This is a genomic window from Paralteromonas sediminis (assembly GCF_003820355.1).
Classification (GTDB): Bacteria; Pseudomonadota; Gammaproteobacteria; order Enterobacterales; family Alteromonadaceae; genus Alteromonas_F; species Alteromonas_F sediminis.
This window is the reverse complement of the sequence record NZ_RPOK01000003.1, coordinates 605,826-618,735: the sequence shown is the minus strand read 5'-3', so window position 1 is coordinate 618,735 and position 12,910 is coordinate 605,826. Positions and strand designations below refer to the sequence as shown.

General features: G+C 44.5%; 10 protein-coding genes. 7 read left to right on the top strand and 3 right to left on the bottom strand.

Annotated elements, in window-relative coordinates:
• Nucleotides 1-7 precede the first annotated feature (7 nt).
• The gene (gene glyS, locus DRW07_RS11955; protein ID WP_124028142.1) at nt 8-2,077 is read left to right on the top strand and encodes a glycine--tRNA ligase subunit beta; all 2,070 of its coding nucleotides are present in this window, start codon (nt 8-10) and stop codon (nt 2,075-2,077) included.
• A 5-nt stretch (nt 2,078-2,082) separates the two neighbouring features.
• Nucleotides 2,083-2,538, top strand: coding sequence for an early set domain-containing protein (locus tag DRW07_RS11950; protein ID WP_124028141.1), 456 nt, complete (start codon nt 2,083-2,085; stop codon nt 2,536-2,538).
• Here DRW07_RS11950 and DRW07_RS11945 read toward each other — a convergent pair.
• Nucleotides 2,535-3,290, bottom strand: a complete 756-nt coding sequence (locus DRW07_RS11945; RefSeq protein ID WP_124028140.1) for a helix-turn-helix domain-containing protein — start codon at nt 3,288-3,290, stop codon at nt 2,535-2,537. The two genes, DRW07_RS11950 and DRW07_RS11945, sit on opposite strands and share 4 nt — an antisense overlap.
• A gap of 126 nt (nt 3,291-3,416) precedes the next feature.
• On the opposite strand from DRW07_RS11945, the gene DRW07_RS11940 reads away from it, so the two are divergent.
• Genes DRW07_RS11940 through DRW07_RS11920 form a run of 5 tightly spaced genes read left to right on the top strand, consistent with a single transcriptional unit; the run spans nt 3,417 to nt 9,273 of the window.
• Complete coding sequence (locus DRW07_RS11940) at nt 3,417-4,598, top strand: Gfo/Idh/MocA family protein (protein WP_124028139.1); 1,182 nt, start codon at nt 3,417-3,419, stop codon at nt 4,596-4,598.
• Nucleotides 4,599-4,613: 15 nt separating this feature from the next.
• Entirely contained in the window at nt 4,614-5,666 is a 1,053-nt protein-coding gene (locus DRW07_RS11935; RefSeq protein WP_124028138.1) for a sugar phosphate isomerase/epimerase family protein, read from the top strand.
• Nucleotides 5,667-5,678: 12 nt separating this feature from the next.
• A complete protein-coding gene (locus DRW07_RS11930) occupies nt 5,679-6,911 on the top strand; it encodes an MFS transporter (protein WP_124028137.1) in 1,233 nt (410 codons plus the stop codon).
• Nucleotides 6,912-7,520: a gluconate 2-dehydrogenase subunit 3 family protein gene (locus DRW07_RS11925; protein WP_124028136.1), complete on the top strand. Its 609-nt coding sequence runs from the start codon at nt 6,912-6,914 to the stop codon at nt 7,518-7,520.
• A gap of 16 nt (nt 7,521-7,536) precedes the next feature.
• Entirely contained in the window at nt 7,537-9,273 is a 1,737-nt protein-coding gene (locus DRW07_RS11920) for a GMC oxidoreductase (protein ID WP_124028135.1), read from the top strand.
• An 85-nt stretch (nt 9,274-9,358) separates the two neighbouring features.
• On the opposite strand, the gene gyrB is transcribed toward DRW07_RS11920, so the two are convergent.
• On the bottom strand, nt 9,359-11,782 hold the full coding sequence (gyrB, locus tag DRW07_RS11915) for a DNA topoisomerase (ATP-hydrolyzing) subunit B (protein WP_124028134.1): 2,424 nt from the start codon (nt 11,780-11,782) through the stop codon (nt 9,359-9,361).
• 7 nt (nt 11,783-11,789) lie between these two features.
• Nucleotides 11,790-12,875, bottom strand: coding sequence for a DNA replication/repair protein RecF (gene recF, locus DRW07_RS11910; protein ID WP_124028133.1), 1,086 nt, complete (start codon nt 12,873-12,875; stop codon nt 11,790-11,792).
• Between the last annotated feature and the right edge of the window lie 35 nt (nt 12,876-12,910).

Genomic DNA, 12,910 nt, shown 5'->3' with positions numbered 1-12,910 from the left:
AATAAATATGGCGCAACATGACGCACTTCTAGTTGAAATTGGGACGGAAGAACTGCCGCCTAAATTGCTAAAGTCTCTGGGGGAACAGTTTGCTCAGAACTTATATGCAGGCCTTATTGACGCAAACTTTTCACCAGAGTCGTATCAGTGGTTCGCAAGTCCCAGACGCCTGGCTATTTTGATTTCGCGTATTGCTGATACGCAACCCGATTCGGAAATTGAAAAGCGTGGACCTGCGGTAAGCGCGGCCTTTGATGAAGACGGCAACCCTACTAAGGCTGCATTGGGCTGGGCCAGAGGTAATGGCATAGATATAGCTGACGCGCAACGCCTTAAAACTGATAAGGGTGAGTGGCTGCTACATAAAGCAGAAATTAAAGGTAAAGGCCTCGAGAGTGAAATTGAGTCACTCATTACCGCTGCGCTCAACAAATTGCCTATTCCTAAACCCATGCGCTGGGCCGACTTCGATCATCAGTTTATACGTCCTGTACATACACTTTGTGTAATGTTCGGCTCCCAGGTTATTCCTGCCAGTTTATTTGGTATTTCATCGTCAAAGACCATCCGTGGACATCGTTTTCACGGTAATGCAACCTTCGATTTAACCCATGCGACTGAATACGAAAACACATTAATAAATCACTATGTGGTAGCGTCTTTTTCTCGTCGCGTAGACACCATTAAGTCGGCATTAGAGAAGCGCGCAAATGCGCTCAATCTCATAGCCGACTATTCTACTGCACTACTTGAGGAAATCGCTTCTCTGGTCGAATGGCCAAAGGTTATGCAGGCTAGTTTTGAAGAAAAGTTCTTAGAAGTGCCTAAAGAAGCCCTTATATATACGATGAAGGACGACCAAAAATACGTCCCTTTGCTAGGTGATGATGGTGTACTAAGCAATATTTTCTTGTTCGTGTCGAATATAGACAGCAAGAATCCTGATGCAGTGATTAGTGGTAACGAAAAGGTCATCAGGCCGCGCTTAGCAGATGCTGAATTTTTCTTTAATACGGATAAAAAGCACTCACTGGAAAGTCGAATAGAAAAACTGGAAACAGTATTGTTTCAAAAGCGACTCGGCACTCTGAAAGACAAGGCCATTAGACTACAAAACCTGGCTGGTGAAATTGCCGAGCAAACAAACGCAGATAAAACTGACGCGATGCGTGCCGGCTTGCTGTGTAAAGCAGATTTAATGAGCGAAATGGTGATGGAGTTCCCAGAAGTTCAAGGCGTTATGGGTAAATACTACGCGCAGCACGACGGTGAAAGCGAGGCCGTTGCCGACGCCATTGAAGCGCAATATCTACCGCGTTTTGCTGGCGATGCGTTGCCCCAATCGACGGTTGGGTTGTGTGTTTCGCTAGCAGATAAGCTTGATACCCTTGTTGGCATTTTTGGTATTGGACAACGTCCCAAGGGCGATAAAGACCCCTTTGCGCTGAGAAGAGCGGCCATTGGCACGCTTCGCCTCATTGTGGAAAGTCAGCATAACCTTGACCTAACCACATTAGTGGAAACGGCTGCGGCGCAATACCCCAAGGGAACACTGGAAGACAATACGACAGACGTGGTCGACTTCATCCTGACGCGGTTTGGCGCCATGTTGCACGATGAAGGAAATGCGAATGATACCATTCAAGCGGTAGCCATACGCAGGCCAACACAACCACTCGATTTTGTTGCTAGAGTGAGAGCCCTTGAGGCATTTCGCGCTCATGAAGCTGCAGATGCACTCTTTGCGGCTAACAAACGAGTCGCTAACATTTTGTCGAAGAACAAAGTCGACAGCGATGCGGCGGTTAACAGCGCCTTGTTCGAACTTGACCAGGAAAAAGCCTTACATTCGCACATGGTTGAACGACAAGAGCGACTACAACACAACGTTGCCAGCAGAGACTATAGCGCCTCACTGGAGGCCTTGGCAGAGCTCAGGGCTCCCATCGATGCGTTTTTTGACGATGTGATGGTGATGGCAGATGATGACGCCGTTAAGCAAAACCGACTTGCTCTGCTAAGCCAACTCAGAGCAATGTTTTTATCTGTTGCTGACATTTCAGTGATGGCGAAATAACGCTTATGTTAGGCATAGGCCGCGCTTTATTGACTGTGGTATTGGTATTGTTTGTCTCTGCCTGTACCACAGGCCCGTCCAAACAGACCGATAGGTCGCCCTATTTATCAAACATATCAGTGCCGCAGTTATACCTAAGAGGCGTGTTTAATTGGTGGGGAACGGTAGCAGCACACCAATTTAAACCAGGTAATGTCAGTGGCGTATGGCATGCTGACATCGATCTTGTTGCCGATGGTCAGCCTTATGATTTCAAAATAGCCGATGCAGTTTGGACACCTTCTCAAAGCTGTGGAGCCTTGAGTCAGGTAACCGAAATTACCACCAAGTCCAGTACGCCTGTGCACTGCAGTTCACAAGCCATGAACTTGCGCTTTACGCCATCAGATAATGGGGTTTATCGATTTACCCTGAAAGAATCAAAACCCAACTATTACACCTTAACGGTGGCCATGCGCTAATTGAGCGAACTCTCATGTTGACGTCTAATTTGCGAGGGCAAGACACCAAATAGCTGTTTAAATTGCTTACTGAAATAGCTGTGCTCCGCAAAGCCACATTTAAACGCTATATCGACAATTGAATGTTTGGTATCGATGAGCATTCTTCGAGCATTCTCAAGCCTTACTTCATTGATAAATTGTTTTGGCGTTTTACCCAGGTGTTTCTTAAATCGCCGCTCTAATGCGCTCACTGACAAACAAGCCAAATCGGCAAGTTCAGCAATAGTGATTGGCCTGTGGTATTCACACCGGATATATTCCACAGGCACTTTAACCGCTTCTACATTAGATAACGCTTGTGAAGACTGCTCAAGATATTGCGTTAGCCCATAAGTGCCCAGCACGCCTCCACTATCATCACAAAGGGGTCGCTTTGACGTTGAAAACCAGCCGAAATCACCAGAGCTCAAGTGATTAAGCTCAATCCGGTCGGTTACCAAATGCCCTGCCATCACTTTTTTGTCATCCAAGATATATTGGCGCGCCAAATGAGGCGGTGAGATAGCGAAATCATCTTTTCCCAGTAGTTGTGATACACAGCTTTTGTTTGAGTGGTCTAAAAAGCACTGATTGATATACACAAAGCGACTGTTTTCATCTTTAATCCAAAATAAAGTATTCGGTAATAAATCAAACATGATGATCAACTGGCGGACACTCAAAGCCGACAGTAAGGCATCGGTGTCTTGTGCTCTTTCTTCCCTCTGCATGGTGTTCACACCCCTAAAATACTGACTAACGCCGAATTTATCATAGTTTAAACCGATTTTTTATTAACGCCTTTTGTTCCTGTCAACAATAATAGTTACATACTATTTACAATCCTCAACATAAATATGAGCGAAAAGAGAAAGGTAAAGATGGGTATGATCGGTGGGGGGCAAGGTGCCTTCATTGGTCAGGTACATCGCATTGCTGCCGCAATGGATAGTGAAATAGAACTAGTATGCGGTGCATTTAGCAGTGACCCCGAGAAAAGCATCCTGTCGGGCAAGGCCCTTTATCTCGACCCCTCAAGGTGCTACCCCGACTTTAATCAAATGTTACAAGGTGAAGCTGCCCTACCCGCCTCGGAGCGCATGGAATTCGTCGCGATTGTAACGCCGAATCACTTACATTACGAAGCGGCCAAATGCTGTTTAGAAGCTGGTTTCCATGTGCTTTGTGATAAGCCAGCAACGTTTTCGCTTAAAGAAGCAATCGCGCTGAAAAACGTGGTTCATGAGAGTGGTAAGCTTTTTGGTCTAACCCATACTTACCTTGGCTATCCCATGGTTAAGAGAGCGAAAGAGTTAGTTGCACAGGGTGAGCTCGGTACGATCAGAAAAATCATGGTGGAATACCAACAGGGTTGGCTATCACAAAAAGAAGATGAGGACAGTAAACAAGCAGCCTGGCGCCTCGACCCTGCTAAAGCAGGGATCAGTTGCTGTATGGGAGATATTGGCGTGCACGCTGCCAATCTGGCTGAATACGTTAGCGGTGAAAAAATTACCGCACTATGTGCGGATTTAGGCACTGTGGTAGATGGCAGACGCCTTGATGACGATGGTGCAGTTTTTTTACGCTTTTCGAACAAGATACGCGGCACATTGCTAGCCAGTCAGATTGCAATTGGTGAAGAAAATAACCTTACTCTCAGACTATACGGTGATAAAGCGAGCCTGCATTGGCAGCAAGAGGAGCCAAACACGCTGATTATCAAACGGCATAACGCTAGTAGTACGATAGAGCGCAGCGGCATTGGCGAGGGTTCTTCATTTGTTACTGATGCGATGCGCGTGCCTGCTGGACACCCAGAAGGGTATATTGAAGCATTTGCGAATCTATATCGGGATTTTGCGCACAATGTAAAAATCAGTAGGAATGGCACTTTAACCGCGTCTAAATTTGTTCCTGGGATTGAAGATGCCCTAAGAGGTATGGCTTTTATCGAACATGTGGTCGCAGCAGATCGAAGTGACACAAAATGGCATGACTTAGTGACTACACATTCACCGTTCAAAGACATAACGTAAACAAGGATAAAAAGCATGAATCAAATTAAAGGTCCCGCCATTTTCCTTGCCCAATTTATCAGCGATCAAGCTCCCTTTAATACCTTTGAAAATCTGTGTAAATGGGTGAGTTCACTTGGCTATAAAGGCATTCAGGTTCCCACGTGGGACCCGCGAATTTTAGATCTATCCAAAGCCGCTGAAAGCCAGACCTATTGTGATGAATTGACTGGCGTGGCCAGTCAGTATGGTCTTTCGATAACTGAATTATCAACCCATTTACAAGGGCAGCTGATGGCCGTTAATCCAGCTTATGGTGACCTGTTTGATGGTTTCGCACCAAAGCAAGTCAGGGGTAACGCTGAGGCAAGAACCTCATGGGCAGCAGAACAAATGCGGTTGGCAGCAAAAGTGAGCCAGCGAATGAGGTTATCTGCACACGCTACGTTCTCAGGCGCACTGCTCTGGCATACTGTTTATCCATGGCCACAAAGGCCTGCTGGATTAGTCGATGAGGGTTTTAACGCACTAGCCCAACGTTGGGAACCTATTTTAAATGCGTTTGATGAGGCTGGCACAGATGTGTGTTATGAATTACACCCGGGCGAAGACTTACACGACGGCCTAACGTTTGAGCGTTTTTTAGCTGCAACCAACAACCACCCAAGAGTCAATATCCTTTACGACCCCAGTCATTTTGTTCTTCAACAATTGGACTACCTTGCATTTATTGATATCTATCACGAACGAATCAAAGCTTTTCATGTTAAAGATGCAGAGTTCAGGCCCAATGGCCGATGCGGTGTCTACGGTGGCTATGAAGGTTGGCTTGAGCGCGCAGGTCGTTTCAGGTCCTTAGGTGATGGCCAAGTAGACTTCAGCCAAATATTTTCTAAGCTAACGCAATACGGCTACGATGGATGGGCTGTTCTGGAGTGGGAGTGTTGTATTAAGCATCCTGAAGATGGAGCGGCAGAAGGTGCACCTTTCATTGAAAAACACTTAATTCGCCCGACCGAAAAGGCATTTGATGATTTTGCCGGTGCTGAGCAAGACCGAGAGAGTAATCGTCGGATTTTAGGTCTGTAGAGGAGTACTGCTATGAATCAAGACACACTGATAAAAAAGGTTTTTATACTCAGTTGCGTTGCACTGACAGCCACATCTATGACGTTTGCTATTCGTGCTGGCATATTAGTAGAGCTTGGGCAAACATACGGACTTAGTGCCACCCAACTCGGCTGGATAAATGCCATGGCTTTTTTGGGGTTTCCACTTGCGACCATGTTTGGTGGCTTCCTGTACAATGCATTTGGTGCAAAGAAGCTCATCGCTGCTGCATTCTTTTGCCACCTTGGCGGTTTGCTTCTTACCATTTCGGCTGAGGGCTTCTGGGGGTTACTTATTTCTACGTTTCTGATTGGTTTTGCAAACGGTGCGGTTGAAGCCGGTTGTAATCCACTAATCGCAGAAACCTATAAAGACAATAAGACCACCATGCTCAATAAATTCCACGTGTGGTTTCCCGGGGGCATCGTTATTGGCGCGCTGATTTCTAACTGGTTCACATCAATGAGCCTGGGTTGGCAACTGCAGGTAGCTACCATACTGGTCCCTGCCCTCATCTACGGTTATATGCTGTTTACTAGTGAATTTCCGAAACTTGATGAGCAAGCCCATTCTACGTCTCACAACCTAAAGAATTTGTTCTCTCCGTTGTACCTATTTTTGGTAATTTGTATGACGCTAACTGCGACAACAGAGCTTGGTACACAACAGTGGATCCAAGGAATACTAGGTGCGTCAGGAGCATCCCCTATGCTAATACTCGCGCTCATTACCGGTATTATGGCTGTTGGACGCTATTATGCCGGGCCTATCGTGCATCGTTTAAACCCTTCAGGTGTATTGGTATTTTCAGCCGTATTCTCAACATTGGGAATTTACCTGATGAGTATCGTGTCTGGTCCGCTCTTGTATGCAGCAGCAATTTGTTTTGCGCTGGGCGTCACCTATTTCTGGCCCACCATGTTGGGCTGTGTATCAGAGTACACCCCAAATACCGGTGCCTTAGGTCTTTCGATGATTGGCGGAGCAGGTATGTTCGCTGTCAGTATGTGGAATCCCGTCATTGGAGGGTGGATAGATGAAGCAACCGCCAGCGCTAAATCTCTCAACCTACCTGAAAACGAAGTGCAAATTGCCGCTGGGCAGGCCGTGCTGGAAAACCTCTTGGTCTTTCCCGTTGTTCTCACTGTGACGTTTGTCGGTTTGTACTGGTATTTGAGTAAACGAGCCCCTAACAAACATGACTTGCAACGAGAGGTACACTAGGTGAATAATCAAAAAGCATTATCCCGTCGGGAACTACTTCGCCACTGCAAAGATGCAGCCATTGCCGCGACGGCCGTGTCTTGGTTGTCCACGCAACACATCGCTTCAGCTTTTGCCTATACACCTAAGCAAGGAGGTGAAGTCACGGGTAAAGGAAAGTTATTGTCCTTCAGTCAATTAAAAGCTCTGCAAGCCATAGCGCAAACTATCTTGCCTGCAACCGATACACCTGGAGCGGGCGATCTGGATTGTCATGGCTTTGTTGATCATCAATTGTTTACCTGCCATACAGAAGATCAACAAGGTGCAGTAAAAGAAATATTAACGGAAATTCAACGTATTTCTGTTAACCAAGGCAGTTCGAGTTTCGAGTTACTTAATGAGCAGCAGCGTTATGACCTGTTAAGTGGCATCGAAGCTAAACAAGGCTACAGTGATACGCAAAGGTCACAATTTAAGTTTCTCAAAGAACTCGTAGTATTTGGTTATTTCACTAGTCAGGTTGGTGCTACTCAAGCGTTGAATTATCAGGCTGTACCTGGCGGTTACAAAGGGTCTATTCCAGCAGATGAAAATACCAAGTCGTGGGGCTCATTAATGAGCTATTAAGGCGCAGGAAACCGCAATGCAAACAGATGATTTATTTATTTCTGAGAGTAATGAAACCTTCGATGTCATTGTTGTAGGCAGTGGTGTTACCGGTGGATGGGCAGCCAAAGAATTTACCGAAAAAGGGTTTAAGACCCTCATGGTAGAAAGGGGTAGAAAAATAGAACATCGAAAAGACTACCCAACTGAAGGTAAGGGTCCTTGGCAATTTCCCAATAGAACAAAAGTACCATTAAAAGAGGTTGAAGATAAGTATCGTATCCAACAACGCTGTTACGCTTTTAATGACATGACAAAGCACTTTTTTGGTAACGACAAAGACTATCCGTATAGTACCCCAGAAAACAAAGACTTCACTTGGATAAGAAGCAATCAACTAGGTGGAAAGTCGCTAACGTGGGCACGCCAGTCTTATCGTATGAGTGAGTTCGATTTTCAGGCCAATAAAAGAGACGGGCATGGTATCGACTGGCCGATTCGCTATAAAGATCTTGCTCCTTGGTACAGCTACGTTGAAAGATTTGTTGGGATAGCGGGCGGTAAGGATAATTTGCCTCAACTACCTGATGGAGAACATTTACCACCATTCGAATTGAACAGTGCAGAGAAGCACGTTCAAGCTTTATTCGCACAACATTTCCCCGACCGTCCTATGGTCGCTGGTCGGTGTGCGCATTTGACTAAACCTACACAAATTCACATGCAGCAGGGTCGAATTCAATGTCAGGCACGAAATGAATGTCAAAAAGGCTGTTCTTTCGGTGCCTACTTCTCAACACAGAGTTCAACCCTTCCTGCAGCAGCAAAAACAGGATTACTCAAAATAGCCACAGACAGCGTTGTTCATAGTCTTATGTATTCCGAAAAGGACAATCGCATAACGGGTATCAATGTTATCGACGCCAAAACTAAGAAAACCCGAGAATACAAAGCCAAGTTGGTTTTCTTGTGTGCGTCAACACTAGGCTCGACGCAGGTGCTTTTAAATACCAATGCAAAGAGCCATCCTAATGGCTTTGCGAATTCTTCTGGGGCTCTAGGGCATTATTTGATGGACCATTGTTTTCATGCATATGCAGAAGGAACCGTTGAGGGCTTTCTTGATGAATATCACTCGGGTCGACGCCCAACGGGTATCTATATCCCGAATTTCCAGTATGAACCTAGTCGTTATAGAAAAGGTTATGTTCGAGGTTATGCAATGGGAGGTGGAGCCTCAAGAGGAGATTGGCGAGGTCGCTCGCATCAAGACGGCATTGGCATAAATTACAAAGAATCCATAATCAGACCTGGGCCGTGGCGTTTCAATCTGTATGCACAAGGCGAAATGCTCCCTCGCTATGAGAACATGGTTTCACTCCATCAAACTAAAAAAGACGCATGGGGCATACCACAGCTACATATCGAGTGCGAGTGGTCTGACAATGAACGACTCATGATGGCTGATGCAGTCAGTGAATTTGAAAAGATGTTTACTAAGATTGGTATGACAGACATTTTTACAGCGTCTAATCCAGATTCCGCTCCGCCTGGTTCAGCAATTCATGAAGTAGGTACGGTTCGAATGGGTAATGACCCAAAAGAGTCGGTATTAAACGGATTCAATCAGAGTCATGACATTCCTAATCTTTTCGTAACAGACGGCGCCTCATATTGCTCATCTGCAACAGTAAACCCTTCGTTAACTTTTATGGCGCTAACCGCTCGAGCTGCTGATTATGCTGTGAACGAGGTTAAGAATAGGCGAATCTAGTATTACTTCAATCTTCTATATATCGGCTATAAAAAAGGCAGTCATGATGACTGCCTTTTTAGTTTATAACGATTAATACTTAACGTTAGACATCTAAGTTCTCAACATTTAGCGCATTGGCTTCTATAAATGCCCTACGAGGCTCAACCTGATCACCCATCAGCGTAGTAAATAGTTGGTCACAGGCAATGGCATCTTCAATTGTTACTTGAAGCATACGACGGCTCTCTGGGTCCATGGTGGTCTCCCATAACTGCTCAGGATTCATTTCCCCTAGCCCTTTGTAGCGTTGTATGTATTGACCACGGCGTGCTTCATTCATAAGCCATTGAAGAGCTTCTTTGAAAGTAGCTACTGGTTGAGTCCTTTCACCGCGCTGAATGTATGCCCCTTCTTCCATCATATCGGCAATTACATCACCTAACTCTTTGATTTTTCTATATTCATTGGAAGTTATAAAGTCATGATCAAAGCGATATTCATAATCTATACCATGCATTTTCATGATTAGGGCGATATAGAAGCTACTGCGTTCTTCTTCTTGCCTCACTTCAAAACGGTAGTTTGCGCCTTCTGTTTCAGTACTGTCTAATTCTGCAATTAGGTTGTTGCCGAATACTTGTAAATCATTGTTATCGCTTGCGAGCTTAGCTTCATCAAGTTTGTCAACATACACCAAGGCAGACAGGATGTTAGTTGGCATCAATCGATACATACGGCCAATCATTTTGTCTGTACTTTGGAATTGCTTAACAAGGTTTTCAAGTGCAATACCCGTAATGGCGGGAGCATCTTCACTGGTATATAGCGATGCGTTTTCAACTGCGATGGCTGTTAAGTGCTGATTGAGAGAGTCATCGTCTTTCAGGTACTGCTCTTGCTTTCCTTTCTTTATTTTATATAGAGGGGGTTGAGCAATATACACATAGCCACGTTCGATAATTTCAGGCATTTGTCTGTAGAAAAACGTTAATAGCAGGGTTCTAATGTGAGAACCGTCTACATCAGCATCGGTCATTATTATGATACTGTGATACCTAAGTTTTTCTGGATCGTATTCGTCTCTGCCAATGCCACACCCAAGGGCAGTTATCAGTGTAGCTACCTCTTGAGATGAGAGCATCTTGTCAAATCGGGCTTTTTCTACATTCAGAATTTTACCCTTTAGTGGCAATATGGCTTGGTTTTTCCTGTTACGGCCCTGCTTTGCTGACCCGCCCGCAGAATCACCCTCCACGATATACAATTCACTTAGCGCAGGGTCTTTTTCTTGACAGTCAGCGAGCTTCCCTGGCAACCCAGCCAAGTCTAGTGCACCTTTGCGCCTAGTCATTTCTCTGGCTTTACGGGCCGCTTCCCTTGCTCTCGCTGCGTCAATGATTTTGCCCGCAATAATTTTGCTTTCTGTTGGGTTTTCTAAAAGAAATTCACTCAGCTTTTCGCCCATAGCGGTTTCAACGGCAGGTTTGACCTCAGAAGAGACCAGCTTGTCTTTAGTCTGAGATGAGAATTTCGGATCGGGCACTTTTACAGAAATGACTGCTGTTAAACCCTCTCTTGCATCATCGCCACTGGCATTAGTTTTTGCCTTCTTGTTTAACCCTTCTTTTTCCACGTAACTATTAAGTGTACGGGTTAATGCAGCCCTAAAGCCAGCTAGGTGTGTACCGCCATCACGTTGAGGTATATTGTTGGTAAAGCAGTAAATGTTTTCTTGGAAACCATCATTCCACTGCATTGCTACTTCAACAGCAATACCCTCTTCTTTTTCTAGTGTGAAGTGAAAAACTTTTTGATGCACGGGTGTTTTATTTTGATTGAGGTACTCAACAAAAGCCTGAATTCCCCCTTCATATTTGAAGTGATCATTCTTACCATCGCGCTCATCTTTTAGAATGATAGACACACCAGAGTTAAGGAAAGAAAGTTCTCTTAAACGCTTAGCCAGTATTTCGTAATGGAATTCAATATCAGAAAATGTATCTTCACTTGGCCAGAAGCGCACAGTGGTACCTGTGCTATCTGTATCACCAACAGGTGCTAGAGGGGCTTGAGGAACACCATGCTGGTATTCCTGTTCATAGCTCTTTCCTGCGCGCTTGATTTTTAGCTTGAGTTTACTAGATAAGGCATTTACAACTGAAACACCCACACCGTGAAGACCGCCAGATACTTTGTACGAGTTATCGTCAAATTTTCCCCCAGCATGAAGTACTGTCATGATAACTTCAGCAGCAGAAACCCCTTCTTCAGGATGTATTTCTGTCGGTATTCCTCTACCGTTATCAGAAACAGAAACAGAGTTATCACCATGTATAGTAACGATAATATCAGAACAGTGTCCCGCTAAAGCTTCATCAATTGAGTTATCTACAACTTCAAAGACCATGTGATGTAGGCCTGTGCCATCATCTGTATCACCAATGTACATACCCGGTCTTTTTCTTACAGCATCAAGACCTTTTAATACCTTGATACTGGACGAGTCATAACTATTTTGTTCTGACATTATTGCTTTACTCCTCTTTCACGCTTCCATGTTCCACGTGAAACATTTTCTTATTTTGATATTTTTTTATAAAGCCAAGTTGTTGCAATTCTATAGCTGTTACAAAAACCTGCGATTTTGATTCAACCAATGCATCTAAGAAAAGCTCCCTCTTTTCTTCATCAAGTTCTGCCCCCAAATCATCGAGCAGAAAAATTGGTACTTTTCCAGTTAGCTGATTATACGTTTTGGTTTGAGCCAATTGTAATGCTGCTACAGCCATCCTAAGTTGTCCGCGAGAAAGAACTTCAGAAGCTAATGTCTTACCCAACTTTATTCTTAAATCAGCTTTGTGTGGCCCGGCAGCAGTTGATCCATATTGATAGTCTGAATCGAGTTTATCCTTTAAAACGCTGCGTAGGCCTCTTTCTTTATCCCACCCTGCATTATACTCAATTTCGAGTTTAATCTCTGGCAAAAATTGCCCTAAAACAGCATCAAAATGTGCCTTTATTGACCCAATAAGGCTACATCTAAGCTGATCGATTTGATTAGCAACATCTATAAACTGTTCATCCCATACAGCTAGCTGCGTTTTGGTATTCCGTCCCTGCTTCAGTAATGCATTCCTTTGTTTATGAAGAATACTAAACTTACGATAAGTAGTCTTACTACTATGTTCCACGTGAAACACTGTCCAGTCTAAAAAGCGTCTTCGTTCACTTGGGCTTCCAATTATCAGGTCAGTGCTCTGCGGCGTGAACAACTGGATGGGGAAGTGTGTGACCATGTCTGTTAACGTTACACCGTGTTCGCCGTTAACCTGGCATCTGAATTCACCACCTAGAGAACGTGCCACACCCACTTTAACATCATCAGTACCATTAGAACGAGCACGACAGTAAAGGGAGTATTCTTTATGATCATTCCCTATCAAACTTTTTGACTTACTAGTACGGAAAGACCGCCCGTATCCGAAAAAATACAAGGACTCAATGAGCGATGATTTCCCGCTTCCATTTATGCCAATAAATACATTCAGACTATCGTTGAATTCAAGCTTAGCACGATGAAAGTTTCGGAATTGTGTTAACTCAAGATGAGTTATTTGCATGGAAGAATTTACTTAGAAAAGACTTGGCCTACTCA

Coding starts and splice junctions, on each gene's coding strand:
- glyS (WP_124028142.1), top strand. CDS start 8: ATGGCGCAACATGACGCACTTCTAGTTGAAATTGGGACGGAAGAACTG.
- DRW07_RS11950 (WP_124028141.1), top strand. CDS start 2,083: ATGTTAGGCATAGGCCGCGCTTTATTGACTGTGGTATTGGTATTGTTT.
- DRW07_RS11945 (WP_124028140.1), bottom strand. CDS start 3,290: ATGCAGAGGGAAGAAAGAGCACAAGACACCGATGCCTTACTGTCGGCT.
- DRW07_RS11940 (WP_124028139.1), top strand. CDS start 3,417: ATGAGCGAAAAGAGAAAGGTAAAGATGGGTATGATCGGTGGGGGGCAA.
- DRW07_RS11935 (WP_124028138.1), top strand. CDS start 4,614: ATGAATCAAATTAAAGGTCCCGCCATTTTCCTTGCCCAATTTATCAGC.
- DRW07_RS11930 (WP_124028137.1), top strand. CDS start 5,679: ATGAATCAAGACACACTGATAAAAAAGGTTTTTATACTCAGTTGCGTT.
- DRW07_RS11920 (WP_124028135.1), top strand. CDS start 7,537: ATGCAAACAGATGATTTATTTATTTCTGAGAGTAATGAAACCTTCGAT.
- gyrB (WP_124028134.1), bottom strand. CDS start 11,782: ATGTCAGAACAAAATAGTTATGACTCGTCCAGTATCAAGGTATTAAAA.
- recF (WP_124028133.1), bottom strand. CDS start 12,875: ATGCAAATAACTCATCTTGAGTTAACACAATTCCGAAACTTTCATCGT.